This is a genomic window from Collinsella acetigenes (genome assembly GCF_012844445.1).
GTDB lineage: Bacteria > Actinomycetota > Coriobacteriia > Coriobacteriales > Coriobacteriaceae > Collinsella > Collinsella acetigenes.
In genome coordinates this window covers 668,330-695,129 of the sequence record NZ_JABBCP010000001.1, presented here as the reverse complement: position 1 = coordinate 695,129, position 26,800 = coordinate 668,330, and the positions used below count along the sequence as shown (strand labels likewise).

Sequence of the window (26,800 nt, the reverse complement as noted above, 5' to 3'; positions counted from 1 at the left end):
TGGAGTCGGCCCCGGCGGCCTGATAGGCCTCGACGCCGTCCTGGACGTTCTTGATGGTGGGGTTGGGCTTGATCTCGGAGTAGAGGCTCCAGGCGATGCCGGCGGCGTCGAGCTCGTCGGTCACCTTGGCGGTGACGCCGAACTTCACCAGGTCGGGGTCGGAGCAGACGAAGACCTTCTTGTAGCCGCGGCGCTGGAGCTCGCCCGGGATCTCCTTGATAGCGCCGGAACCGTGGTAAGAGATGGTGTTGAGAACGAAACGGTTAGCCATATATGTGCCTCCTGGCTCCTCAATGCGGATGGACGCAGACGATGCGCCATCCCCTGACGGCACTCAATATACCCGCTCGGCAGAAACATCAAGCGATATCTTGGACAATCGGCGTTCCCAGCTTGCTATCAAGGATGGTTCGGAAGATCTATTTCCGCAGGTAGGAACTCTAAAGAGCGAACGGTTCGTATTTTGAACAATTCGTTCGTATATAGGAATATCGCTCAACGGCTCCCGCGGCGCGGTTCAGACACGACGCCAACGACCTCGAAGGCGCAGAAAGCTATTTACTCGTCTTCCCATACGAATGCTCGCGATCGATAAACATGATGGCAAAAGCCAGCGTCAGCAAGGCTGCCGCAACCGCAATCGCGTGAAGGCCAAGACGCTCGATGCACCAGTTACCCAGCACGGCACCCAGCACAAAGCACAAAATGACGCCAAAATAGAGCACACCGTTTTCTAGAAAGCCCCGATTGTGCGTGATGATGTAATCGTCCACGTTTTGCAGCCCGGAGCGTAGATTGCCAATGCACATGGTGGTCGCGATACCCTTGCCATGGATCTTGCGAAACGACTCCACCTGCATGCCGCACGCAAATGAAGTGAGGCAGTTCGCAGGCAGGTTGAGGTCTTCAGAGATAAAGCTCACGCAAAAAAGGATGATGGCCTCGAGAAATACCGTCACCTGGCGCCAGTGAAACAGGCTCGAGAAACGCTCGTGAATCAGATCGGAAAGCATGATGCCCAAGGCAAACGAGACAACGGGAAGCAAGAATCGCAGCGCTTGGGAAAACTCTCCGAGCGAAAGATGGATTCCCACCAAAAGAATGTTGCCGGTCTGCGCATTTGCAAACACGCCTCCGCGACCGATATAGGAATAGGCGTCCATGAAGCCGCCCGCGAGCGCCAAGATAGCACCGAGTTCGATTGATTCCGAAATCTGCTTTGCACGCTGCATAGTAGAAAGCGTGTCCCCCAATTTGCATTATCCGACAAGCATAATGTGCCCTATCCTAACGCATCGACTGTGAAAAGCGCGTGAACGCGCGCCTGGGTAACCCAATTGGTACAATCAATCCTCAAAGGGAAAAGCGTATGAAGGATGCTCATGGCAAAGCGGGTCGAACATAAAAACAAGAAGACGGCCGAGGGCGCGATCGCGCCTCGCAAAGCAACGGCATCGTCCAAAAAGCGCACCGTCCCGCGTCCCGCACGCGAAAAGTTCCTGCCCGTCTCACGCGCCGATATGGATGCTCGTGGATGGGATGCATGCGATTTTGTCTATATTTGCGGCGACGCCTACGTTGACCACTCCAGCTTTGGCATGGCCATCATCAGCCGCATTCTCGAAGCACACGGCTATCGCGTGGGCATCATCTGCCAGCCAGACTGGAACGACCCCAAAAGCATATCGATTCTTGGCGAGCCGCGTCTGGGCTTTTTGGTAAGCGCCGGCAACATGGACTCGATGGTCAATCACTACTCCGTGACCAAACATCGCCGTCACACAGACGCCTACACCCCGGGCGGCGAGGCGGGACGACGGCCCAACAGAGCGGTAACGGTCTATGGCAACCTCATTCGCCGCACCTACAAGAAAGCGCCCATCATCATTGGCGGCATCGAGGCAAGCCTGCGACGCCTTGCGCACTACGACTACTGGCAAGATAAGCTCAAGCGCTCGGTATTGCTCGACTCGGGTGCCGACTTGCTCATCTACGGCATGGGTGAACACGCCATCATCGAGATTGCCGATGCCCTCGACGCCGGTCTGCCCGTCAATCAAATCACATATGTCGACGGCACGGTCTATCGCACAAGCGGAGAAGGCGCGCTCGATGCCGTGTACGATTACCATCTGCTCCCAAGCTGGGATGAGCTCAACAGCGACCGGCTCACCTACGCCAAGAGCTTTAACATCCAGCAGCAAAACATGGACCCCATCACCGGACAACGCCTGGTAGAGCCCTACCCCAACGGTATCTTTGTGGTGCAAAACCCGCCTTCGGCAACGCTGACCACGCAGGAAATGGACGAGGTGGCCGAACTCCCCTACGCGCGCCATTGGCATCCCGACTACGATAAAGCGGGCGGCATCCCCGCCTTTTCCGAAGTGCGCTTCTCCATATCGAGCAACCGCGGTTGCTTTGGCGAATGCAGCTTCTGCGCACTCACGTTCCATCAGGGGCGCGTTTTGCAGGTGCGAAGCCATGACAGCATCATGCGCGAGGCGAAGGCGCTCACCCACGATCCCGAGTTCAAGGGATATATCAACGATGTGGGCGGCCCCACCGCCAATTTTTTCCGTCCCGCCTGCGATAAGCAACTCAAGCACGGCGTGTGCAAGAACAAGCGCTGCCTGTGGCCCAGCGTTTGCAAGAACATGGTGGTGGATGAGAGCGGGTACACGCAGCTCTTGCGCGACCTGCGCTCGATTCCCGGTATCAAGAAGGTCTTTATCCGAAGCGGCATTCGCTTTGACTACACCATGGCGGACGCCTCGGACGAATTTATGCTCGAGCTGCTGCAGCATCACGTCTCCGGCCAGCTGCGCCTAGCGCCAGAACATGTAAGCGATGCCGTGCTCAGTGTAATGGGCAAACCCAGTCGTGCCGTCTATAACGCCTTCTGCCGCCGCTTTGACAAGATCAATGAGGGATACGGACTCAATCAGTTTGTGGTGCCCTATCTCATTAGCTCGCATCCCGGTTCGACCATGAAAGAGGCCGTGGAGCTCGCCTGTGCCGTGCGCGATATGGGCTATATGCCCGAACAGGTGCAGGACTTCTACCCCACGCCGTCCACGATGTCCACCTGCATGTACTACACCGGCGTGGACCCACGCACCATGAAACCGGTCTACGTGGCGCGCGATCCTCACGAAAAAGCGATGCAGCGCGCACTCATCCAATACCGCAAGCCCGAGAACTACAAGCTCGTGCGTGAAGCGCTTATTGCCGCCGGCAGACGCGATTTGATTGGCTACGACAAGCATTGTCTTATTAGACCCGTTCCTCCGCATGAAGGCGCCGCACCCAAGAAGGGCAGCGGCAAAGCCAAGGGTACGGGTGGGGCCAAACGCCCGCATGCCGATAGCCGCCACAAGCAAACAGGCGCGGCCTCAAAGCAGCATCGCGGGCCAGGCGGAGCCCAGCAGATGAACCGCGCGCAAAATGCAGCGGCACGCAATCGCGCGGCCCAGGGACGCCAAGGGGCCAATCGTCAAGGTCGCCGCGGTTAACGTAATTACAGGGGCAAGACCTTCGAGGGATCTTGCCCCTCTTTTGTGCCAAGCCAGAACAAGATGACGCCAAGCGCCAGCATCGCCATGAAAGCGGCAAGCTCGACTATAGGTCCAAGCAGGCCAAGTACGGTATCGATACCGCCTACGAAGTATGACGAGAAGTTAAGCACCAGGTGCAGACCGATGTTGTAGCGCATTTTTCCGCTGCGCCAAAAGACCCAGCCAAAGACAAGGCCCATCGCTCCCGCATAGATTCCCTGCACGAGATTCATATGCAGGATGCCAAAGAGCACAGCCTGGATGAGGTTCGCAATCCAAAAGCGCGCAGGAGGAACCCGCATCGCGCTCGCGTCGCCCAAGGGCAGGCGTGCACGATGCCGGCAGGCGCGTTCACGCCAGGCATCGCACCACTCGGGGCAGACCGCACGCAGGGAAAACTCGAGCATAAGGCCACGGCATGCGATTTCCTCGGAAATGGGTGCGCCTATCGCAACCACCAAAAGCGAGATGGCGCTCAGCTCACTCGTCGCTCCGTCGTTCATCATCTCGTCGTAGCCTTGTTCAAGCGAGGGAAACATGGGCAACACCAGCGAGAGGATGTAGGAGATGATCATCTGCATCGCAACGCCAAGCAAGATGATGCCGGCAACGCGCATGAACGACGCGTCGCCTCGCGGAAGCCTACGGTCTCGCGCGCTCGAGAATGAACGCGGCCGGATACGGCACCACCAAGGCATGGTCACGGTAAGCGTTAGCAGCTGCGCGAGCGCGAGAGCATAGACAAGGCTGGCGTCGAATACGGCCTCGACGTCTCCAGTGAAAAATCCAGCAGCCCAAAGGGCCGCAAAGCCCACACCCCAAGCAAAGCCGACGACGAGCTGCGCGCCCTCGACGATGCCGAACACGCCAAGGTCTGCCAGTAGATATGCGACGCCGTTTTTGACGGCATCCGCAGGAGCAATTCGCGACGGCGAGGCCTGCTCGCGGGAAGCCGGGATATTAAATTCGCTCATGCTCTCACCTCGGGTGAAGTGTTCCCATCCACCTCGCGCCCAAACGCCCCGGCGGGAGATATGTCAAAGGGAAACGTACCGCATCGGTTGAACGCGGCAATGAACATGCGTATTGCGTTTGACGGCGTAGTGCCCACGAGCTGGGTTGCTGCCGCGAAGGCTGCCTTTTCCTCGGGCAGGACCTTCGCGACAACTGGGGTCATTTTTTCTGCCATGTCGATTCCTTTGCGGATCGATGTGCTGCGTGTGCGCGAGTATGCGGCTGGGCTTGAACTCGCGCCTAGTTCGTTTATGTCGTATTGGTATTACTTAGTATTACTATGTATTACCCCGCTGCTTAGAATAGCAAATTGGAGGAGCGTAGACAAGGCTGAAAAAAGAAAAGGCCGCTGCCGAAATGCTTCGACAGCGGCCTTGCGAGGGTGGGTGTTAGCGATCTTCGAAATCAAGTTCCTCGCCGCATCTCATGGCAGCGGAGGCTTGAAGCAGAGTATCAAAGGCATATGCCACGCCATCAGACGTCGGCTCGTACTGCATAGCCCGGTCTTCGCGGATGCCCAAGCGGTCTGCCTCTTTGGCAACATCGATATTGGCACCTAGGAACATGAACTCCCAGCCACGCTCCTGCGCCGCCGAAATCATACGCTTAACGCGATCGTAGCTATACTCCTTGCTCGCGTTCTCGAGGCCGTCGGTAGTGATGCAAAACAGGGTATGCTCAGGGTGCAACTCGGGCGGCAAAATGCGCTGCACGTGCTCGTGATAATGAATCGCGCCGCCCACGGCATCAAGAAGCGCTGTACATCCGCGCGGCACGTAATCTCGCGAGGTCAACGGAAGCACGTCCTCAATGGGCACGCGATCGTGCAGCACCTGCGATTTGTGATTGAACAGCACCGTGGATACGAGCGCCTCGCCCTCCATCATCTTGTTTTGCTTGAGCAGTGCGTTGTACCCGCCGATGGTGTCATCTGACAGGTTCCACATAGAGCCGCTTTTATCGAGGATGAATACAAGCTCGGTCAGGTTCTTTTTCATGATTGCCTCCTTGAGATATGCGGAGGGCCCGATGCCCGTCCGTCTATCTCAAAGATAGAAAGCGAGGCGTCGCGAGAGGTAAACTGCCAAGCGACATCGGCGCAGCAGGGCCGCAATGGCACGGGGTGCGGCGCGAGGCGTCATATAAAAGGCTACATCGACCCCAAAAGCGGCTGGTCAAACGCAAAGAGCATCGCGTTGAGCTTGTAGATGTCGTAGCATTCGCGCTCGATAAAGTAACGGACGATCACATCGAACTTCGACGACGTGGAAAGGCTGAAGCCGGCACGTTCGAGCAAGTCATTGCACTCGTCAAGCGAGAGCTCGAGCGCGATGGCGAGCGCCACCGCCGTAGCCTTGGTGGGTTTGTATCCTTGGTCTCGGCGAATCTTGCTAAAGAGCTGGCGCGAAAGGTTCGCGCGCTTGTAGACCTCGACGTCAGTCAGACCACGGGCATCGATAAGCGACAGGACCGTCTGCGAAAACGAGGCATCGAGTTTATTGAGCAGCTCGGCGATCTCTGTCTCGTCAATTGCGCGCGGGGCGCATGCACGGGCTTGACGGCGTGGCGCCGCGGCAGGGGCAGCGAGGGCATGAAGGTCAAGGTCAAGGTCGAAACCGGGGCCGAAGCCGAGATCGCAAGATTTCTCCGCGGCTTCTGCGCATACGGCGCTGTCGCATGCGAAAAAAGATTCCTCACCCTGGGCATCTTGAATGCACAGCGCCACCTCGTCATAACAATCGAGGCTCGCCGCAAAGGCCTGGCGGTCGTATACGGTAAGCACCACGCGCATGTCACCGGCGTCGGTGCCGGCACGGTCGCTCAGAAAGCGCGCGATCTCCTCGCACGCCACATCGAGCGCGGCGGCAGGCGGATAGCCATAGATACCCGCAGAGATAAGCGGAAAGGCAACGCTTGCAACCCGCAGTTGAGCTGCCTGGTCGAGCGCCGAGCGATAGGCGCGGCGCAGCAGGCTTTCCTCGCCATGGTGACCATCAATCCAGCGCGGCCCCACCGCATGAATAATCCAACGCGCGGGCAAATCAAAACCCCGCGTCACCATGGCGCCACCCGTGGGGCACGGAGCGATCCTGCGACACGCCTTCTGCAACTGCTCATGGCCCGCGGCAGAGAAGATCGCACCGCACGCGCCACCGCCTGCGATCAGTCCCTCGTTCGCGGCGTTAACCACAGCGTCAACGTCCAGGCAGGCGATATCAGACCTCACGATAGAAAACGGCATGCCGGCTCTCCCCTCTAGACCCCACGACAATTAGTTAGGTACCCCACGTGACAAAATAAACCTGTCGACTTTTTGTCACGGGCTAGATGACGGTAACGCGGCCCTGGTTGCCTACGATGCCACGCGTCTCGGCCAAAAGCGGGATCGACTTGGCATTCACGCGAACAGGAATCTCGGCACGCATGGTTTGACCATCCGCCTGCTCCACAAACAGCTCCACGCGGTCGCCGCCGGGGTTGGCCGCAAACACCGCAGCCAAGCGACTCATGTTGCCCTGGCTAAAGCGATTGGAAGGAATCATTACCTCGAAGACCTTGGGTCGATTGCTCTCCTCGGTAAGCTCCAGCGGCATGACCTCCACAGCGATGATCTGATCACCGCGGTCGCTGCGCTCGAGCTTGCCGCGCACGCGAATAAACGCGTCGGAAAGCACAGCACCTGTCTCGGGGTCGGTCTCGCCATACAAAAACTCCTCGGCAGCCTCGAACACCTTGGGGAACATAATGACGCTGGCCTCGCCTTCCATGTCCTCAAGCTGCACCTTTGCCATGGCGGCACCCTTCTTGGTGACCATCTTTTGCACGCTTGCGACCATGCCTGCAAACCAATAGGGCTTGCCTTCGGGAATCTCGACGTTAACCATGCCCTCACCCGTGGGGCTCATGCGCTCCACACCGGTATCGATCTGCGAAAGCGAGAACTCACGTGCCTTTCCCAGCGCGTACTCAAAGGGGCGCAACGGGTGGTCGGAAACGTAGATGCCCAAGACCTCGCGCTCAAACGAGAGCTTCATGTGACGATCCCACTCCTGGCCATCGGGCTCGGGGATCTGAATCTCAAAGCCGGAGCCCTCCACGTCGCCAAACATGTCAAAAAGCGACGTCTGACCCGATGCGCGGTCCTTTTGGCGCTTGGCCGCCGAGTCGATGATGTTCTCGGGGTTGTTCTTGTCCACGAACGTCATGAGCTGACGGCGCGGATAGCCCGTTGAGTCAAAGCCGCCTGCCTTGATGAGAGCCTCGATAACGCGGCGGTTCACCTTGCTCGAATCCACGCGGTCCACCAGGTCGTGCAGGTTTTTGTAGGGGCCGTTCTTGGTGCGCTCCTCGATAATGACCTCTGCCACACCCTCGCCCACGCCGCGGATACCGGCAAGGCCAAAGCGCACGCCGTCCTTGGTTGCGGTGAACTCGATGCCCGATTCGTTAACGTCTGGCGGAAGCACGGCGATGCCGTCGTGACGGCAAGCAGAGACGTAATGCACGATCTTCTCGGTCTTACCGGTGTAAGACGTAAGCACGGCCGCCATGTACTCGTTGGGGTAATGGGCCTTGAGCCAGGCCGTCTGCATAACGAGAATGGCATAACCGGCAGAGTGCGACTTGTTGAAGGCGTAGGACGCGAACTCCAAAACGTCGTCCCAAATCTTCTGCGCGGTCTCTTTTTTGTAGCCGTTCTTGACGGCGCCGTTCATCCAATGGTCGTAGGTGGTCTCATCCGAACCGTCCTCCCAGTGCATGACCGTAGAGGTAAGCAGCTTGATCTTCTTCTTAGCCACGGGCTTACGGATACGCGAGTCGGACTCGCCCTTGGAGAAGCCGCACATCTCGACGGAGATGAGCATAACCTGCTCCTGATAGACCATGGTGCCGTAGGTCTCGCCCAGAATGTCGTCCAGGCGCGGGTCGTAGGAAACCGCCGGCTCCTTGCCGTTCATACGGTTGATGTAGGAGGAGACCATGCCTGCGCCAAGAGGACCCGGGCGATACAGGGCGATCAATGCCACGACGTGCTTGTACTCGGTGGGCTTCATGTTCTTGATAGTGGCGGTCATGCCGGCGGATTCGACCTGGAACACGCCGGCAGTATGGCCTGAACCCATGAGCTTGAAGATCTCGGGGTCATCGAACGGAATGGTATCGGGGTCGATATCGATACCGTAGTTTGCCTTGATGTTGGCTTTGGCCTTAGAGATAACGGTGAGGGTGCGAAGACCCAGGAAGTCCATCTTGAGCAGGCCCATGTCGGCAACCGTATGGCCTTCGTACTGGGTGATCTCGACGCCGCCTTTGGTATCGAGCTTCGTGGGCACGTGCTCGTTCACCGGGTCGCGGCAGATCAGAACAGCGCAGGCATGCACGCCCTCGCCACGCGTGAGACCCTCGATGGAAAGCGCCGTGTCGATGATGCGACGCGCGTCCTCGTCGTTCTTGTAGGCATCGGCAAAATCAGGGTTGTAGAGTTCCTCTTTACCCGGTTGCTGTTCAAGTACCTGGCGCAGTTTTGTAGAGGGGTCGCTCGACACCATCTTGGACAGGCGCTGGCCCACGTACACGGGGTAATCGAGCACGCGGGCAGAGTCGTTGATAGCCTGCTTTGCCTTGATGGTCGAGTAGGTGATGACGTGGGTGACCTTCTCGGGACCGTAGAGCTGACGCACGTGCTCCACGACCTCGAGGCGACGCTCATCGTCGAAGTCCATATCGATATCGGGCATCTCGGTACGCTGCGGGGACAGGAACCTCTCGAACATCAGGCCGTTCTCCAACGGATCAAACGAGGTGATGTTCATAGCGTAGGCAACGATGGCGCCCGCGGCCGAGCCACGGCCCGGGCCGACGCCGATGCCGTTTTCCTTGGCCCATTTAACGTACTCGGCAACGATCAGGAAGTAGGCGGCAAACCCCTTGTCGCAGATAACCTTGTATTCGTATTCGAAGCGCTCCTTGATAGACACGCCATTGATGGAGCGTGTCTCCCAATCCTCGCCGTAATACTTGCGCAGGCCCTTCTCGCACTCACGGCGAAACTGGCTCTCGTGCGTCTCACCCGGGTCGAGCAGCGGGAAGCGCGGCAGGATGATGGAATCCCAGTCAAGCTCGACGTCGCACTTCTCGGCAATCTCGAGCGTGTTGTCGATAGCCTCTTGGCAATACGGGAAGAGCGCGCGCATCTCTTCCTCGGTCTTCATGTAAAACTCGGAGCCCGTCATGCGAATGCGATTGGGGTCGTCGATCTTGGAGCCCGTGCCAATGCACATCATCACGTCCTGGATGGGAGCATCCTCGCGCGTGAGGTAATGGAAGTCGTTGGTGGCGATGACCTTCACGCCAATCTGCTGAGCAATCTCGATGAGATGATGAGACAGCTGTTCGTCGGTCATGCCGTTGTCGGTGGTGATACCGTGCTCCTGGATCTCGATGTAAAAATCGCCGGGGTCGAAGAGGTCGCGCAGGGTTGTTGCCCACGATACGGCGCCGGCCATGTCGCCTCGGTCGATGCAGCGCGGGATGATGCCCGCGATACAGGCGGAGCTGCAGATAAGGCCCTTTGCATGGCGGCGCAGATTGTCCAGGGTCACGCGCGGCTTGTAGTAAAAGCCCTGCACGGCGGCCTCGGAGACCGTCTGCATCAGGTTGACGTAGCCCTCTTGGTTCTTGGCGAGCAAAATCATGTGGTAGAGCTCGGGCTTGCGATCGCGCGCAAGAGTGTCGTCGGGAGTGAAATAGACCTCGCAGCCAAAGATGGGCTTGATGACGGGCGCGGGCTTGAGCTCGTCGATGTTACCTTGTTTATCCCACAGCTCCATATCCTTGTGGTACTGCTCCCAGCCCTGAGGGTTCTCCTCGCGGTCGGGCTCTTCCAGCTCATCGCGACGGCCCTTCTCCAAGAAGGCCTTGTCGTGGCTCCACACCTTGTAATCGGGCGCGTTATGGTTCACTGCATCGCAGGCGAGCGCCAGCTCGGGAACGCCGTACATGTAGCCGTGGTCGGTAATGGCAACGGCGGGCATGCCCAGGTCGACGGCGCGCTTCACCATGTCTGAGATGCGCGTTGCCCCGTCGAGCATCGAGTACTCGGTATGGTTATGAAGGTGAACGAAGGCCATGTGAAGCAACTCCCTGATATGCGCGGCGGCAAGCGTATGTGCGTGATTATCTCTGCTCGAAGCATTCTACCGCACGCCCCAGACACGCACCGAACGCGCCTTGCCACCCCAGAAAGCCCCATAGTTTGTTCGACTCGAAGAAAGCCTATGGCGCCCCGCTGCGACCGCCACGGTGCCCACGGTAGCGCCGTATAATGGCCCCAGCACACACGACCTTGCAGGAGGAACCTTGAAAGTCATCGTCTACACCGACGGCGCCTCGCGCGGCAACCCCGGACACGGAGGCTACGGCGCCGTACTGCGCTACATCTCCCCTTCCGGCAAGGAGCACGTGCTCGAGCTCTCTTGCGGCTACGAGCGCACCACCAACAACCGCATGGAACTCATGGGCGTCATCGCCGCGCTCGAGGCTCTCAAGCGCCCCTGCGAGGTGGAGCTGCACTCCGACTCGCAGTACGTGGTGAACGCCTTTAACAAAAACTGGATTGCCGGTTGGCAGGCGCGCGGATGGAAGACCGCGGCCAAAAAACCGGTGAAGAACCCCGATCTTTGGAAACGCCTGATTGCAGCCAAGGAGCCGCATGACGTTACCTTCCTGTGGGTCAAGGGACACGCGGGCCACAAGTACAACGAGCGCTGCGACGAGCTTGCCACCGTCGCTGCCGATAAAGGCCCGCGCATCGTCGACACCGGCTTTGTAGAGGGTGACGCAGACTGACGCAACGCCGCCGGCGAGCCCCGGGGCGGTATTATGGGAACAAACTTCGCCAAACCACAGGAGGCGCAATATGCTTCGCATCGCAACCATCGGAACGAGTCCTATCACCGAGAACTTCATCGAGGTACTGCGTGCCAACGACCGCGCCGTCTTTGCTGGTGCGCAGTCGCGCGATGCCGAGCGCGCGCATGCCTTCACGCAGGAGCACGGCGGTAAGCATGGCTACTCCTCGGTGGAGGAGCTTGCCGCCGACCCCGCAATCGACGCGGTCTACATCGGCAGCCCCAATGCCTGTCATGCACCTCAGGCGCTTGCGCTCATCGCAGCCGGTAAGCACGTGCTGGTAGAGAAATCCTTCTGCTCAAACCGCCGCGAGGCCCAAGAGGTCTTCGACGCCGCCGAGCGCGCGAACGTCGTTGCGCTCGAGGCGATGCGTCCCCTGCATGATCCGGCCTATTATCAGTTTAAGGACGCCCTCGAGCAGATTGGGCGCATCCGACGCGTCACCATCCGCTTTGGCAAGTACTCCTCGCGCTATGACGATATCCTCGCGCATCGTCACACCAACATCTTTGACTGCAATATGGCATCTGGCGGCCTTATGGATATGGGCGTCTACAGCGTGGAGCCCATGATCGACCTTTTGGGCGCACCCGAGACCATCGCCTTCGCCCCCATCCTCATCGATACGCAAGCCCAAGACATCACCCATGGCCCCATCGACGCTGCGGGAACCATCATGTGCACCTACCCGGGCGCCGTGGCGACGCTCCACTATTCCAAGTTCACACAGGACTTCTCGCCTGTGCAGATCGAGGGCGAACGCGGCACCATCACGCTCGACTCCATCTCCATGCCCAGCCATATGCGCATCGACATGATGGGTGTGGCCATACGTATGGCAGCCAGGACCCGTGCGAGCTCCAGCAACACAGAGAAGATGGACCTGCCGCAGACGGATAACAGTATGTGCTACGAACTTGTCGATTTCATCCATGCGGTCGAGCAGACGCAGGCAGGTACGCCGGCACTTGAGACGGCATGCGGGGACCACGGTACCATGGCGCATTTCCGCGACCTCACCCTTGCCACCATGGACGTGATGGACCGGGCTCGCGCACAGGCGGGCATCGTCTTTCCCGCAGATCGCACGGGCACCCAAGCCTAAACGCAAGCACCCATCGCCTGCGAAGGAGAGATTCGCCATGAAGTTCCTCAGCAAATTCCGCCGCCTGACCGGACCGGACGGCAGCAAGAAAATCACCCGTAGCGCACTCGAATGCGAGGTCACGCAAAAGCTGCGCGAACGCGGCGCTGCGGGCGACTTCTCTCCTGTTCGCTGGGGCCTGCACTATACGGGTACGGTTCAAGGTGTCGGTTTTCGCTGGACCACGCAAAACATCGCGCGCGAGCGCCATCTCACCGGTTGGGTGATCAATCGCGAGGACGGATCGGTGGATATGGAGCTGCAGGGTCCGAGCGTACAGATATCGGCACTGATGGACAACCTGCAAGACTGCTATGCCGGCTGGGGCGCGAACATCTGCCTTTCTGCCGCGCGCGAGCTTAAGCTGGAAGATACCGAAGACTCCTTTGAGGTGCGCTTCTAGCCTCACCGCCTCCTAAAAGTTATTAGGAATGAATCGCAATTATTTGATATAGTTGCCATAGTTAACCATGTACGGGTAAGGAGGCGGCACCGCATGCAACGCAGAAACACCAAGCAGCGCACGCTGATCTTGGACATCGTTCGCGCCCACGGCGACCACCCCACCGCCGAGGATATCTACCGCGACGTTCACGAGCAAAATCCCAAGGTGAGCCGCGGCACCGTGTATCGTAACCTCAACCTGCTGGAAGAAACGGGCGACATCATCAGCATCGAAGTGCCGGGCGGTAATCGCTTTGACCGTCGCTGCGACCCGCACGCGCATGTAATCTGCTGCAGCTGCAGCGCCGTCTGCGATGCCATGATCGAGCATGACCACGCACTCGACGACATGGTCGAGAAGCAAACGGGCTACATAATCACGCGGCACGAGACACTTTTCTATGGACTCTGCCCTGCCTGCCAGAAGCGGAAAGCCCAAGGCGAGGATGCTACAGAGACCGCCTAGGCAAAATCCCTAGATAAGGCCAAAGTGCTTGCAGGCGTTCCAGATACCGTCGCTATCCATGTCGTCGGTCACATAATCCGCGCGCTCACGCACCAGGTCCCATGCATTGCCCATGGCAACGGAGCATCCGCACTCGTCAAACATCGTTAGATCGTTCTCGCCGTCACCAAAGGCGATGGCCTCCTCGGGAGCAATGCTATAGCGCTCGAACGTGGCGACAATCCCCGTGCCCTTGCCGCCTTCTTCCGGAATCACATCGCAAAAAAGCGGCGTCCAGCGCGTGGTACGCACGTGAGTTGCAGCCTCGCGCACCAGATGCTCCTCGGGAGTGTCGACAATCGCGCAGAACTGATACACAGCAGTGCCCTTGAGCCGAGAGATGTTGTTTGCCTTGGTGGAAAGCCCCAGCTTGGTGGCAAAATCCTCGGTACGCACGTTGGCACGACTCAAGAAGCTTTCTGTGCGCGTAAGAGCGTAGACGTCAAAGACCCCCGCCTCCACAGCGTCGATGATGCCGTCCACATCTTGAGGATCGATGGGACAATCGCGATAGTCGCCCTCGTTGTCAAAGCAAAGCTGACCGTTAAAACAGATATAGGAGTCAAAGCGGCCCTTGATGCACGGCGGCAGCTCAAACGAGCCGCGGCCCGTAGCAAGAACCGTCCGGATACCGTTTGCCTGAAGCTGCGCCAGAGCCTGCTTGGTGGATTCGAGCATCTTGTGCGACGAGTTAAGCAGCGTTCCATCGACATCGAAAAAGGCAGCTTTGATCATGGGACCCGGCTTTCTTGGTTCTAGGGATTTTCAGCCCCACATTGTAGCAAAGAGGGGTGTTGCGTCCCATCGGCGAGGGTTCCCCTCCTGTTTCCCAATCGAGCTCCGCAGGTTTTCGGAACGGGAGGGGAACCCTCGCCTTGCAATCGCGGCCCGTCGGGGTTTGGTGGTGGGAAGGGAAGTAACCAGTGATTGACTTTTTGCGAAGAGCAAGCCGGACCAGCGAGAATCTCTTATTATTAAAAGTTAGCTACGGTTATCGATTTGCGAGGGACCGCTTCAAGGCGGTGGGACGGGGAACGCATACGATGATGGATAAAAGACTGCTGAAGTTAGTGCCCGGGGCCATGCGGCATGTGGCCGCCACGGTTGGCTGGCAATGGATCGGGCTTTTGGGCAATGCGGCCATGGTCTGGACGATTGCCCTAGTCCTCTCGTCGCTGGTGTGCAAGCATTCGATTCCGCCGTTCCTTTGGCCTGTGCTCGCATGCGGCATCGCGGCGCGCACCGTATCGGCGCGGTTCTCGGCTCGCGAAAGCTTTGCCGCCTCGCAGGATGTCAAAGGCACGCTGCGTCGACTTATCTACGAAAAACTCCTGCTCCTGGGACCCAGCTACACCGAGTACGTTCCCACCGCCGAAGTCGTGCAGCTCTCGGTAGAAGGATGCGAGCAGCTTGAGACCTATTTTGGCCAGTATCTACCGCAGCTCTTCTATTCCGTGCTCGCCCCGCTCACGCTCTTCATCATGGTAGCGCCCCTGTGCTTCCCGGCCGCAGTCGTGCTCCTAGTATGCGTGCCGCTCATCCCGGTCACAATCGCGGCGGTGCAAAAGGTTGCCAAGAAAATCCTGGGTAACTACTGGGACCAGTACGCAGAACTCGGCGACAGCTTTCTCGAGAACCTCCAGGGCCTCACCACCCTCAAAATCTACCAGGCAGACAGTGCGCGTCATAAAGCCATGAACGCCGAGGCCGAGCGCTTTCGCGTCGTAACTATGAAGGTGCTCAGCATGCAGCTTAACTCCATCATCGTCATGGATATCGTCGCACTCGGTGGCGCTGTAGCGGGTATGGCGGTCGCGCTCGGTTTTGCGGCCGCAGGGTCGCTCGACCTCTTTGCCTGCCTCTTCATCATTCTTATCTCGGCAGACTTTTTCTTGCCCATGAGGCAACTTGGCTCATACTTCCACGTTGCAATGAACGGCATCGCAGCAAGCGAGAAGATCTTTCGGCTTTTGGAAGCGCCGGAGCCGTCGGCACGCTCGCTCAAAATCGAACAAGAAAGCCAGTTTTCCCTGGAGCACGCATCCTTTGGCTATGAAAAAGACCGTGTTGTTCTTGATGATATCTGCCTGCAGATACCCGCCACGGGGCTCACTGCCATTGTGGGCGAGTCTGGCAGCGGAAAATCAACCATAGCCGCACTCCTCTCGGGTCGTTTGGACGGCTACTCGGGCGAGGTGCTGCTCGGTAAAAACCAGGTGCGCGAAATCGACCGGAAAGCGCTCTCCCGCCACGTAACCGTGGTGGGCCTGGGGGCCCACCTCTTTGCGGGAACCGTCGCGGACAATCTGCGCATGGCAAAGCCGAATGCCACCGATGCCGAGCTGTGGCGCGCTCTGGGGCTCGCACGCCTGGCCGAGTTCCTGCATCAAAACGATGGACTCCAAACGCGTCTCACCGAAAACGCGGCCAACCTCTCCGGCGGGCAGCGCCAGCGCCTAGCCCTCGCCCGCGCAATCCTCCACGATTCTCCGGTCTACATCTTCGACGAGGCGACAAGCAATGTAGATGTGGAGTCCGAAGAAGATATCATGCGCGCCGTCTGTGAACTCGCTCGGACCAAGGCCGTTGTCGTGATCTCGCATCGTCTGGCAAATGCGGTGCCCGCGCAGAAAATCTACGTTCTCGATCACGGTGCTATCGCAGGTACCGGAACGCATGACGAGCTGCTCAAAACCTGCGAGACCTATAGCACGCTATGGTCGGCACAAGCTGCTCTCGAGCGTCTGAGCGCCGGCACAAAAGAGGTGGCCCAAGATGCCGAATAAACAGACGATGCCAAATTTTCAAAAGGACTCGCTCGGCAATGCAGCCCTTATGTGGCGCATGCTGGGTCTAGCTCGCCCGCTTGCCGGCTGGATGGTTATCGCCGTCGCCTGTGGCGTCATGGGTTTTTGCTGCGCTACGGGCATCCCCGTGCTCGCTGCCGAAGCCGCGCTTTGCATATTCGAATCCGGTGCGCTCGCGTGCACGCTCTCCGCAACAGTGGCAATCCTGACCATCATGGCGGTGGCGCGCGGCATCTTGCACTTTATCGAGCAGCGTTGCAATCACTATATTGCCTTTAGACTGCTTGCTCACGTGCGCGACTTGGTGTTCTCCTCGCTACGCAGGCTCACGCCTGCAAAGCTCGCCGGCGCCGATCGCGGCGACCTTATCTCCACGGTCACAGCCGACGTCGAACTCCTCGAAGTTTTCTATGCGCACACAATCAGCCCCATCTGCATCGCAACGCTCATGGCTTGCGTTATGGCGAGCTTTCTGGGTACTGTCGCCGGGCTGCTGCCCGCCGTGTTCGCCCTCGCCTCCTACGCGCTCGTAGGCGCAGCTGTGCCCATGCTCATCTCACGCGCATCGGGAACTGGGGGTCAACGCAGCCGCAACCTCGCCGGTGCTCTTTCGAGTTTTGTCCTCGACAGCCTACGCGGCCTGAACGAAGTCCTGCAATTTGACGCGGGGACGCAGCGCCTGGACGAGCTCGGCGAACGCAGCGCCCAACTCGTGAAAACCCAGCGCAAACTACGCGGTCACGCTGGGCGCGGGCAAGCTGCCACCACGGGATTGATCATGGTGCTCAGCTGCCTGCAGGTGCTGTTATGCCTTCATCTCGTACAGACAGGATCCATAAACCCAGAAGGGGCCGTTTTGGCCTCGGTGGCAACGTTCAGCTCCTTTGGTCCCTTTGTGGCACTTGCGAATCTGGGATCCACCTTGCAGGGCACGCTTGCTGCCGGCAGACGCGTTATCGCAGTCTTGGACGAGGAACCGCAGGTAGTCGATGTCTCGAACAAAGACGGAGCCCACCCCGCCTTTAGCGGCATCGCTGCCGAGCATGTTGACTTCTCCTACGATGACGAACAAATCTTGGACAATGCAAGCATAGCCGTCGAGCCTGGCCAGATTGTGGGCATCCAAGGGCGATCGGGCTCGGGAAAGTCGACGTTGTGTCGTCTGTTCATGCGCTTTTGGGACGTGAACAAGGGCCGTGTGGCTCTTTCCGGCCACGACGTGCGCGGGGTCGCCACGAGCGCCCTGCGCGACGCCGAGGCATTCGTCGAGCAGGACACGTACCTGTTCCATGACAGCATTCGCGACAACCTCCTCATCGCCAAGCCCGATGCCTCCGACAAGGAACTCGAGACCGCGTGCCGCGCCGCCAGCGTTCACGACTTCATCATGAGCCTGCCCGCAGGCTACGACACCATGATCGGCGAGTTAGGCGACACCCTCTCCGGCGGCGAACGTCAACGCCTGGGCCTTGCGCGTGCTTTCCTGCACGATGCACCGTTGCTTTTGCTCGACGAACCCACAAGCAACCTGGACTCGCTCAACGAAGGGCAGATCTTGCGCACCTTGACCGAACAGTGTGGCAAACGTGCCGTCGTGCTCATCAGCCACCGCCCGTCTACAATGTCCATAGCCGACAAGACCTACTCTATGGATTCCGGTCGCGTGAGTTAAATCCACACGCCGCAAGGAGCTGACATGAGCAAAGAACTGACCGCCGAGCAGATCGAGGCCAAACGCACGCGCGAGCGCATCGTTGTCCATCATATGATCGAAGCCTATTGCCGTGGCAAACATGGCACGCGCCGTGGCAGTCTTTGCCCGGAATGCGCGCGACTCGCCGAGTACGCCGACATGCGCATATCGCGTTGCCCCTTCATGGCCACAAAGACGTTTTGTTCGCAATGCCACGTGCATTGCTATACACTCGAGAAGCTTCAGGCTATCAAAGACGTGATGCGCTATGCCGGTCCGCGCATGCTGCTACGGCATCCGGTGCTGGTTGTGAGACACGGCCTCGATGGGATGAAAAAGCGCTAGGGTGCATCCCGCCGCGGGGCCACCCCCCCTGGGTTCGAAATCGGGCTTCGCAGGCTTCCGAACCCAGGGGGGATGGCCCCGCTCAGCGCCCTATCACGTGGAGTTTCTTGGCCAGGAGACCGAGTTGGTGCCATCACGTTGATGAGACGCCGCCGCAGATTGCAAATGAAGCAGAAAATCCCATTTAGAACGGGCTAGGTACCGCCTAAATGGGATTTTCTGCTTCATTTGGGAGAACTGGATGCGAGGCGTAGGCCACAACGTCAAAGACTCGCCCAGGACTCGATTAGATGCGCTGGTAGACGTGCTCGACTTCGGCGATATAGAGCGTGTGATGGTCGCGCTGGGGGTAGTTTCGCTCGTCTACAGATGCGTCGACAAAGCACTCGGGCTTGATGGTGTCGGCGTAGAGCTTGCGGCAAACAAAGACAAGGTCTGCCTGCTCATAGGTGGTGGTGCCATCTAGCTGCACCGGCGAGAAGCCAACCTCGGCGATCTTATCGCCATCGCGGCCCGACTTTGTTCCCAAGACGCTCAGCGCCTGCTTGTATTGCGAATCGAAAAAGGAAAGCGTGAAGCGGTCGTTCGCGTCGACAAACTGCTTGGTGTAGCGCTGCGGACGAATATAGATCGTCACCACGGGCTTGTTCCAGATGGTGCCCATGCCGCCCCAGCTCACCGTCATGGCGTTGGACGCGTCCGCGTTGCCGGCAGCCACAAGCCCCCATTCCTTGTCGAGCTTGGTAAAGGGATTGAGCGAGACCTCGCCGAGCGGAAGTTCCTTGAACGCCATGGCTATCCTCCATGTATTGAAAACGGGGCAGTACGGACGAACTCCATACTACCCCGCATGACATCAACTGATACAAATGAGGCAAGCGTTACTGTTCAGGCTCAAAATACGCAAGCGCGATGGCGCCCGGTCCTACATGAGTACCAATGGTTGCACCCACGGTATGTACCGGCAGCTCGTCGCCTGGATACGCTTCCCACAGCGCCCGGCTATCGTGAATGTACTTTTGAAGCAAGGCGTCCGAAAGGCCCGCATAGCCCAGGGCAACCGGCATGGAGAAGTCGATGCCGCGGCTCGCCTCGATCTGCTGGTTGAGCAAATTGCGGCCGTTCTTTGAGCCACGCGCACGGCCGAGCATCTTGACCTCGCCGTTCTCGATGGTGATGACGGGCTTGATAGAAAGCATCTCGCCAAAAGCCCCTGCCGCAGCCGAGATACGACCGCCGCGGCGCAGGTACTCGAGGGTATCCAAAAGGCCAATGACCACAACGCGCTCACGCGCCGCCTCAACACGAGTGGCGATTTCTTCGACGCCAAGATCTTTCTTCGCCAGACCCAGCGCATACTCAACCAAAATGCGCTCGCTCACGGTAACGTGGCCGGAGTCGACCACGCGCACGGGCAACGATGCCTCGGAAGCCGCCATGCAAGCACTCTGATACGTGCCCGAAAGCTTTGCCGAAAGCGTGATGATCAGCGGCTCGAACCCGTCGTGCTCGGCACGCTCGATCGCCTGCGCAAAGGCATAAGGGTTCACCTGACCGGTCTTGGGCAGCTCGTCGCCCTCAACCAGCAGCTCGTAAAAATGCTCGTGCGAAAGGTCCACGCCGTCTGCGTAGACGGTTGAGCCAAAGGTGATGGAAAGAGGCAGGACATCGAGCTGCGGATTATCCGCCCCCACGATGTCGCAGCCAGAATCGGTGATGATACGTACAGCCATGCGGCGATGCCTTCCTGCTTGGAAGGGAGCCTACCTGTCCTCGCGCGAAATCATGCGCAGGCGCCCCAGCACGGAGCGAAGCGATGCGTACATCTGCTCACGCTCTTCGTCACTTTGGGCGGCATACACCTCGTCGAGCACGCGAGTGATGGCGATATCGGCACCCTGCGCACTCTTTCGACCGCGCTCGGTGAGCACCACGGCGGCGCGGTAACGCGTCGTGGCACCCTGCTCTGCCTGAACCTCCACGAAGCCCTCGCGCTCCATGCGCGCGAGCGTGCGCGAGACGGCCGCGCGCGTCACGCTGGCTGCACGCGCAAGCTCGGCCCCGGTCATGCCCTGCGGGTGCTTGCCCAAGTAGTACAGACACATGATGTCGGCACCGGTGAGCCCCAGTTTGGCGCTCTCCACGCTTTTGATGCGCGTCACCTCTTTGTTGATGGCCGCGATGAGCCCCGTAAAGTCCTCAAAGCGCGCCTCGTCCCGAGATGCCGTATCCATGTGTCCCTCCCCTAGTTCGAATTGACAGCTCACCATTGTATGACTGTGTGTTAACAGGTCAACAACTCCCACAGCAGGCACATAACCTACGCGCGCGGGCCGGCGTTGCGAATGGAATCCGGCAGATGCGAATAGCGCTTCTCAAAGTTCTCGCAGAACATAGCTGCTAGCTCGTGGGCAGACGAATCGTAGAGCGACGCGCTCTTCCAGTAGGTGCGGGGCACAAGAATAGCGTCGGGCACACCATGGCACGTCACCGGAATATCGACGTTGAAAATCTCGTCATGGATGAAATCGGCCTCCTCGATGGTCCCATCAAGCGCACGTGCCACAAGAGCGCGCGTATAGGCAAGCTCGATTCGGTGACCGTGGTCGTAATCGCCGCCTATCCAGCCGGTGTTGACCAAGTACACGCGCGTGTCGCTGCGACGCAAGCGCTCGCCAAGCATGTCGGCATAGACCATAGGATCGAGCGGCATGAACGGCTCGCCAAAAAGCGCCGAGAACGTGGGCTGCGGTCGGGTGATACCTTGCTCCGTCCCGGGCGTCTTGGAGGTAAAGCCTGTCACAAAGTGATACATCGCCCCCTCGGGAGTAAGGCGCGAGATGGGCGGAAGTACGCCAAAGGCATCGCAGGTGAGGAAGAGGACCACGTTGGGGTTGGGGCTCACGCCACGCGTCCAGGCATTGGCGATATGCTCGATGGGATAGGCAACGCGCGTGTTTGCCGTGATGGAAAGGTCGTCGTAGTCGGGATCGCGATTCTCGTCGAGCACGACGTTTTCGGCCATGGCGCCAAAGCGGATGGCCTGGTAGATCTCGGGCTGACTGTACTCGTCCATGCCGTCACATTTGGCATAGCAGCCGCCCTCGATATCAAAAATGCCCACATTGCTCCAGCCGTGCTCATCGTCACCGATCAAAAGTCGCGTAGGGTTGGCCGAAAGCGTTGTCTTGCCCGTGCCCGAAAGGCCAAAGAACACGGCCGTGGCGTGGCTGATGGGATCCATGCTCGCCGAGCAATGCATGGGCAACACGTTATCCTCAAGCGGCAACAGGTAGTTCATCACCGAGAAGATGCTCTTCTTGATCTCGCCGGAAAAACCGGTTCCCGCGATAACGATCATGCGCTCGGTAAAGTTGATGAGGACGGCGGCCTTGGAACGCACGCCATCGCGCTCGGGGTCGCACTCATAGCCGGGTGCTACCATCACACGGAAGTCCGGCTCCTCGAAGTTCACGTGCTCGCGCACGCGCGGCCGCACAAGCATCTGCTTGATGAAAAGCGCCTGGCTCGCACGCTCGCACGCCACAAAGAACGTACGCGCATAGTTGCGGTCGGCACCGGCAAGGCCGCAGGTGATAAAGAGGTCGCGGCGAGAAAGATAGGCCGCCACGCCATCGCGAACGCGCTCATAGACATCCTGGCCGATGGGCACGTTTGTTTGCCCCCAGGCGATTCTGTCGTGGACCTCGGGCGTGTCGACGATAAAACGATCCTTGGGCGAGCGGCCCGTGTAGGCGCCCGTTTTGATAACGAGGGCGCCGTTTGACGCAAGCTCGCCTTCATCGCGACGAACGGCATGCTCTACCAGGGAAGCCACAGGAAGGTCCACATAGCGGGCGGGTTTGGCGCCGGCCGCAGCCTCCCCAGTTATGCCGCATGTGGCCAAAACCTGATCGAGCGCTGCCTTCTTCATCCGAACCACCCTCTCCACGTCGCGCACGGGGCGCGTTATTGCTCAAAGCACAGTATCCGGTGTACTCCAGGCGCGCGGCAGTGCGTACCACATCTCGGCGAGCCGCTGGCCGCGCTAGGCGAACGCATCGCATGGCCCCTCGCATGCCCAGGACGATGGCGCATGCCCCGGAGCTGCAACGCGCGCCCCAAGGCATACGCCGAATTCGCAAGACCGCGGCACCCCGCACCCGAGCAAACCTCCTCGCCATAAAAAAGCGGGCCCGCCTCGATACGCTCGCAAGCAAATCGAAGGCGGGTCCGCCAAAACAAACGATGAGAACACGCTGCGTTACTTAGAGCACCAGCCCCGCACCGCCCAGCGCGATGATGCTCATGACCACGAGAAACGCGATGCCATAGGGAATGATGGCACGCATAAGCTCAGCATCCTTGCCCACCACGCGCACCGAGGCAAGACCGATGGCAAGGGACTGCGGCGAGAGCATCTTACCCGCCGAAACGCCCAGCATGTTAAGGGCGACCATCCAGTACGGGTCGGTACCCAGAGCGTCCGCCGCCTGCTTTTGCACCGGGCCAAAGAGCATTGCCGAAGACGTGCCGGAGCCCGTAACGAACGTGCCCACGGCGCCGATCCAGGGGGCAATGAGCGGATACGCAGCACCCGCAACGCCAATGCAGAAGGCCGAGATGGACGAAATCATGCCCGAGTAGCCCATCACCTTGGCGCAGCCAAGAACGGAGAGCATGGTGATGACCGTTGGCATCATCTGCTTGACGGTGGCATCCAGAACCTCAAGCATCTGCGCGGGACGTGCGCCCTGGATAAAACCGCCCACGATGGCCGCGAGGAAAATCCAGATGCCCGGGGTGTTGACCCACATAAAGGAGAGCGTGCCCGGGTTCTTGCCGCTAAAGACCTGGACACTCGAGGAGAGCGGGGCCAGCGCGGAGTTCACAAACGGCACAAGCTTGGAGGTGCCCATAAGCAGGATGAAGATGAGGATGAAGCAGGACCATGCGCGAAGGGCGGCGCCCAGCGTAAGCGCCTCGTGCGGCTCCACAGCAACGTGAAAGCGCTCGTCGAGCTTACCGGAGCGCTCGGCACGCATGGCAAGCAAAGCCGTAACCGCAAGCGCGCAGATGGAGCCCACGACAACGGAGAGCTCCGGGCCCACAAAGGCGGCAACCGCCATGGTGGGAAGCGTGAAGGCCAGGCCAGAGACGAGCGTGGGAACAACAACGCCGCGCAGGCGGTCGGCAACGCTCGCGCCCTCAACCTTGCCTGCAACGAGCACGATCAAAAACGGAACGACGATGTAGAGCGGGGCCAACTGGGCCATCTGCACAAAGGCGAGATGAGCCGAGTCGAGGCCTACAAGACCCGCCAAGGAAACGGTGGGGATGCCGATGGAGCCGTACGGAGTGGGCACGCCGTTGGCAAGCAGGCACAACAGTACGGCGGGGATGGGGGCAAAGCCCAGGCCCGCAAGCATGCTCGCGGGGATCGCGACGGCGGTGCCAAAGCCCGCCATACCCTCCATGAAGCCGCCAAAGCACCAGGCGATGAGCAGCGCGAGCAGACGACGGTCGCTCGAAATGGAGGTGATCATGCCGCCGATGACATCCATAGCACCCGTCTTGACGCACAGGTTATAGGTAAAGACCGCAGCGATGATAACGAGGACGATGGGCCACAGGGCCATGAGGAAACCCTCGAGGCTTGCGGTGGCAACTTGACCGGCAGGAAGCTTCCACACCCCCAGCGCTAGCACGCACGAAAGGACAAACGATCCAATCGCGGCCTTCCAGGCCGGCCACTTAAACACGAGCAGGACAACGACGAGCCACAAAATCGGCACGAGCGCAAGCACAAAGGCCATGGCATCCATAGGTATAAACCCCCTAATGAACTTGTTTCGGCAGTACGCTGAGTGTCAGATCCGGTTCAAAAAGATCCGCTTCAAAAGGATACCGAAATAATTTCGATAGCTCCTCGAAATCATGCCTAGAAACAGAGCTGACACGTTTGAAGCGTTATAATCGACCCAACAAACACAAGGGAGGTCTCGAGCGTGGCACTCCGCCCGAAGCAAAACGAACGGCAAACGAACCACAAAGCATCAAATGGCAGGCGCTCCGTCGCGCGACCGGGCACCACAGGCGCCGGCAGCAGGCAGCGCAAACGTAACCGTCTGCCCTCCCCTCTTGCACGCCTTGTAAACCGATGGTGGAACCGCCTGATTGGCGCTATCTACGAGGGGTCCCTTTCCGAGCAGGAAGCAGAATACGAATCTGGCTCCACCGGGCGCGACTACATCTGGAACACCGTGGGCACAAGCATCTGGGGCATGGTCTTCCCATTGCTCACCATCGTGTGCACCCAGCTTGTGGGCGCCGAGCAGGCGGGCATGTTCTCCATGGCCTTTGTGGCGGGCACGCTGCTGATGATTCTTTCGAACTTTGGCGTGCGCACCTTCCAGGTGTCCGACATCGACGAGGCCATCTCGTTTTCCTCCTACCAGCTCAATCGCTGGCTCACGTCGCTCCTAGCACTCCTCGTCGGCATCGCCTACTGCATGCTGCGCGGCTACGACGCAGCGATGTTCACGCTCTCCATGGGCATCTACGTGTACAAGATCGTCGATGGCATGGCCGATGTCTACGAGGGACGTTTGCAGCAGGCAGACAAGCTCTATCTTGCGGGCATGAGCCAAGCGCTGCGCTCGGTGGCCGTGGTCGCGGTCTTTAGCGTGATGCTCTTCATCACGCGCAGCCTGCCCGTAGCCTGTGTTGCCACAGGCGTGGTGGCCGTGCTCTCCCTTGTTTTCATGACGTTTCCGCTATCGCTGCTCGAGACGGAGAAATCCGGCCCGTGGCGCATGCGCGAGGTGGGCGGGCTCTTTCGCCAGTGCTTCCCGCTCTTCTCGACGCTTTTCCTGTTCAACCTTATTGAGAGCTGCCCCAAGTTTGCCATGGAAAGCATGATGGGCTACGACGCGCAGCTCTACTTCAGTGCGCTGTTCTTTCCTGCGCAGGCGATTTTGCTCGCCGTGGGCTTTGTATACAAGCCGCAGCTCCTGCGCCTGGCAAACATCTGGTCGAACCCGCGTAGGCGTCGCCGCTTCGACCTCATCATGCTTGCCGTGCTGGCTGTTGTGGTTGTGCTCACGCTCGCCGTCATCGCCTTTATGGGATGGATTGGCATCGGCATCGTGAGCTTTATGTACGGCATCGACTTTACCAAATACCGTATGCTTGCGTTTCTCATGGTGGCCGCCGGCGGCCTTACCGCGGCAATCGACTTTTTGTACCAGATCATCACCGTGCTGCGCCACCAGGACCTGGCAACCAAGCCGTACCTTATCTCGTTTGGCGCGGTAATCGTGCTCTCAATCGTGCTGGTGCGCATCTTTGGCCTGCTGGGTGCCGTGCTGAGCTACCTTCTGGTGATGGCATTGCTGCTCGTTTTGCTCACACTGCAGTACGTGCGCATCCGCGGCATCATCTCGCGCACCACCGGCGACCCGTTCGCGCGCGGGCCGCACTACAAGTAGCCGGGAACACGGCCCAAACTACTCTCCCTCGGCGATGTCTCCGCACCACACGCGGCGATCGTTCAGACGCATCACGCCCACGCGGCCAACGCCTGCGCCCGCCGCAGCGGAGCAATCGATAGCAAGATGGTCGGCCACGCCGCCGGTATCATACGTGGGCCCCACCTCGACCATGCAGCCCAGACCGTCCTTATTGCAGCCCGTGCCGCACATGTTTGCGGCATAGCGGAACAGCAAACCCGAAGGCGTGTGCCCCGCAATCACCACGGGGCCTCGTCCGTCGGGGCCCACAAGCCCCGTGGGAACGCCCCAAAAGGCCTCACGAATCCAAAGAAGATCTTCTTCATCCTGAGCCGCCATGGCCTGACGCAGCACATCAATGGGGACATCCGCATAGCCGCCCTCGCCGGTATAGCCCGCACCCGCGAGCCAGCACGTAAAAGCCCTGGGCTCGATACCGGCATGCGCCAACAGGTATGCCCTATCCCCCACTTCAATCGCATCGGATAGCGGCAGCTCGCGAATCCACTCGATAGCGGCGCGATACTCCGCGACGGGCAGGGCGTCAAACTGGGCGGACGTGGTATAGCCACCGTTTCGCTCCCAGGTAAAGATATCCATCTGGCTTCCGCGCTCGATGGCGTTGAGCATCAGGCGCTCGTGGTTGCCCATCAAAACATGAACGTTGGGCAAGCTTCGCACCAGATTGATGACACCCACAGGCTCCGGACCGCGATCGATCATATCGCCCAGCACGTACACGGTATCGTCCGCACCGGGAGCGGCCTGCTCGAGCGCTTGGTCGAGGGCGCGCAGATGCCCGTGGGCATCGGAGGTGATATACGTCGCCATATGGGGCACCATCCTTAAACGTCAACTTGAACGTTAT

The 26,800-nt window shown here is 59.4% G+C and carries 23 protein-coding genes; 9 read left to right on the top strand and 14 right to left on the bottom strand.

Annotated elements, in window-relative coordinates:
• Together HF320_RS03030 and HF320_RS03025 are read right to left on the bottom strand one after the other, a co-directional pair.
• The coding region (locus HF320_RS03030) for an iron-containing alcohol dehydrogenase (protein WP_169276968.1) at window positions 1-271 on the bottom strand (271 nt) is incomplete at its 3' end.
• Window positions 272-554: 283 nt separating this feature from the next.
• A complete protein-coding gene (locus tag HF320_RS03025) occupies window positions 555-1,232 on the bottom strand; it encodes a YoaK family protein (protein ID WP_211158918.1) in 678 nt (225 codons plus the stop codon).
• A 150-nt stretch (window positions 1,233-1,382) separates the two neighbouring features.
• Between HF320_RS03025 and HF320_RS03020 the strand changes: the two genes are divergently transcribed.
• Window positions 1,383-3,515, top strand: a complete 2,133-nt coding sequence (locus HF320_RS03020; RefSeq protein WP_211158917.1) for a YgiQ family radical SAM protein — start codon at window positions 1,383-1,385, stop codon at window positions 3,513-3,515.
• Window positions 3,516-3,520: 5 nt separating this feature from the next.
• On the opposite strand, the gene HF320_RS03015 is transcribed toward HF320_RS03020, so the two are convergent.
• From HF320_RS03015 to dnaE, 5 genes are all read right to left on the bottom strand, one after another.
• Window positions 3,521-4,531 carry a CPBP family intramembrane glutamic endopeptidase gene (locus tag HF320_RS03015; protein WP_169276966.1) on the bottom strand — a complete coding sequence of 337 codons (1,011 nt, stop codon included), beginning with the start codon at window positions 4,529-4,531 and terminating at the stop codon, window positions 3,521-3,523.
• Entirely contained in the window at window positions 4,528-4,746 is a 219-nt protein-coding gene (locus HF320_RS03010) for a type II toxin-antitoxin system RelB/DinJ family antitoxin (RefSeq protein WP_022386674.1), read from the bottom strand. Before HF320_RS03010 ends, HF320_RS03015 begins: the two co-directional genes overlap by 4 nt.
• A gap of 214 nt (window positions 4,747-4,960) precedes the next feature.
• Complete coding sequence (locus HF320_RS03005) at window positions 4,961-5,569, bottom strand: vWA domain-containing protein (protein WP_169276965.1); 609 nt, start codon at window positions 5,567-5,569, stop codon at window positions 4,961-4,963.
• 152 nt (window positions 5,570-5,721) lie between these two features.
• Complete coding sequence (locus HF320_RS03000; RefSeq protein WP_169276964.1) at window positions 5,722-6,813, bottom strand: macro domain-containing protein; 1,092 nt, start codon at window positions 6,811-6,813, stop codon at window positions 5,722-5,724.
• A gap of 82 nt (window positions 6,814-6,895) precedes the next feature.
• On the bottom strand, window positions 6,896-10,702 hold the full coding sequence (gene dnaE / locus HF320_RS02995; protein ID WP_169276963.1) for a DNA polymerase III subunit alpha: 3,807 nt from the start codon (window positions 10,700-10,702) through the stop codon (window positions 6,896-6,898).
• Between the two features lie 229 nt (window positions 10,703-10,931).
• Between dnaE and rnhA the strand changes: the two genes are divergently transcribed.
• The 4 genes from rnhA (at window position 10,932) to HF320_RS02975 (ending at window position 13,537) form a co-directional block, all read left to right on the top strand.
• A complete protein-coding gene (rnhA, locus tag HF320_RS02990) occupies window positions 10,932-11,420 on the top strand; it encodes a ribonuclease HI (RefSeq protein ID WP_169276962.1) in 489 nt (162 codons plus the stop codon).
• A 70-nt stretch (window positions 11,421-11,490) separates the two neighbouring features.
• Window positions 11,491-12,588 (top strand): Gfo/Idh/MocA family protein, encoded by a 1,098-nt coding sequence (locus HF320_RS02985; RefSeq protein ID WP_169276961.1) that lies wholly within the window; start codon window positions 11,491-11,493, stop codon window positions 12,586-12,588.
• Window positions 12,589-12,625: 37 nt separating this feature from the next.
• Window positions 12,626-13,030 carry an acylphosphatase gene (locus tag HF320_RS02980; protein ID WP_169276960.1) on the top strand — a complete coding sequence of 135 codons (405 nt, stop codon included), beginning with the start codon at window positions 12,626-12,628 and terminating at the stop codon, window positions 13,028-13,030.
• Window positions 13,031-13,123: 93 nt separating this feature from the next.
• The gene (locus HF320_RS02975; RefSeq protein ID WP_169276959.1) at window positions 13,124-13,537 is read left to right on the top strand and encodes a Fur family transcriptional regulator; all 414 of its coding nucleotides are present in this window, start codon (window positions 13,124-13,126) and stop codon (window positions 13,535-13,537) included.
• Between the two features lie 9 nt (window positions 13,538-13,546).
• On the opposite strand, the gene HF320_RS02970 is transcribed toward HF320_RS02975, so the two are convergent.
• Window positions 13,547-14,311, bottom strand: a complete 765-nt coding sequence (locus HF320_RS02970; RefSeq protein ID WP_169276958.1) for a Cof-type HAD-IIB family hydrolase — start codon at window positions 14,309-14,311, stop codon at window positions 13,547-13,549.
• A gap of 308 nt (window positions 14,312-14,619) precedes the next feature.
• On the opposite strand from HF320_RS02970, the gene HF320_RS02965 reads away from it, so the two are divergent.
• From HF320_RS02965 to HF320_RS02955, 3 genes are read left to right on the top strand one after another with little or no spacing between them, the layout of a single operon-like run.
• A complete protein-coding gene (locus HF320_RS02965) occupies window positions 14,620-16,362 on the top strand; it encodes an ABC transporter ATP-binding protein/permease (RefSeq protein ID WP_169276957.1) in 1,743 nt (580 codons plus the stop codon).
• Window positions 16,352-18,055, top strand: a complete 1,704-nt coding sequence (locus tag HF320_RS02960) for an amino acid ABC transporter ATP-binding/permease protein (RefSeq protein ID WP_248276557.1) — start codon at window positions 16,352-16,354, stop codon at window positions 18,053-18,055. Before HF320_RS02965 ends, HF320_RS02960 begins: the two co-directional genes overlap by 11 nt.
• 24 nt (window positions 18,056-18,079) lie before the next feature.
• Window positions 18,080-18,421, top strand: a complete 342-nt coding sequence (locus HF320_RS02955; protein WP_169276956.1) for a nitrous oxide-stimulated promoter family protein — start codon at window positions 18,080-18,082, stop codon at window positions 18,419-18,421.
• A 286-nt stretch (window positions 18,422-18,707) separates the two neighbouring features.
• Here HF320_RS02955 and HF320_RS02950 read toward each other — a convergent pair whose 3' ends face one another.
• From HF320_RS02950 to HF320_RS02930, 5 genes are all read right to left on the bottom strand, one after another.
• Entirely contained in the window at window positions 18,708-19,214 is a 507-nt protein-coding gene (locus tag HF320_RS02950; protein ID WP_169276955.1) for a flavin reductase family protein, read from the bottom strand.
• A gap of 88 nt (window positions 19,215-19,302) precedes the next feature.
• A complete protein-coding gene (locus tag HF320_RS02945; protein ID WP_169276954.1) occupies window positions 19,303-20,154 on the bottom strand; it encodes a DegV family protein in 852 nt (283 codons plus the stop codon).
• Between the two features lie 30 nt (window positions 20,155-20,184).
• Window positions 20,185-20,655 carry a MarR family winged helix-turn-helix transcriptional regulator gene (locus HF320_RS02940; RefSeq protein WP_169276953.1) on the bottom strand — a complete coding sequence of 157 codons (471 nt, stop codon included), beginning with the start codon at window positions 20,653-20,655 and terminating at the stop codon, window positions 20,185-20,187.
• 86 nt (window positions 20,656-20,741) lie between these two features.
• Window positions 20,742-22,355 carry a phosphoenolpyruvate carboxykinase (ATP) gene (gene pckA, locus HF320_RS02935; protein ID WP_169276952.1) on the bottom strand — a complete coding sequence of 538 codons (1,614 nt, stop codon included), beginning with the start codon at window positions 22,353-22,355 and terminating at the stop codon, window positions 20,742-20,744.
• A gap of 334 nt (window positions 22,356-22,689) precedes the next feature.
• Window positions 22,690-24,246, bottom strand: coding sequence for an L-lactate permease (locus tag HF320_RS02930; RefSeq protein ID WP_169276951.1), 1,557 nt, complete (start codon window positions 24,244-24,246; stop codon window positions 22,690-22,692).
• A gap of 183 nt (window positions 24,247-24,429) precedes the next feature.
• On the opposite strand from HF320_RS02930, the gene HF320_RS02925 reads away from it, so the two are divergent.
• Window positions 24,430-25,911: a lipopolysaccharide biosynthesis protein gene (locus HF320_RS02925; RefSeq protein WP_349290690.1), complete on the top strand. Its 1,482-nt coding sequence runs from the start codon at window positions 24,430-24,432 to the stop codon at window positions 25,909-25,911.
• A gap of 18 nt (window positions 25,912-25,929) precedes the next feature.
• On the opposite strand, the gene HF320_RS02920 is transcribed toward HF320_RS02925, so the two are convergent.
• On the bottom strand, window positions 25,930-26,763 hold the full coding sequence (locus tag HF320_RS02920; protein WP_169276950.1) for a metallophosphoesterase family protein: 834 nt from the start codon (window positions 26,761-26,763) through the stop codon (window positions 25,930-25,932).
• Window positions 26,764-26,800: the final 37 nt, after the last annotated feature.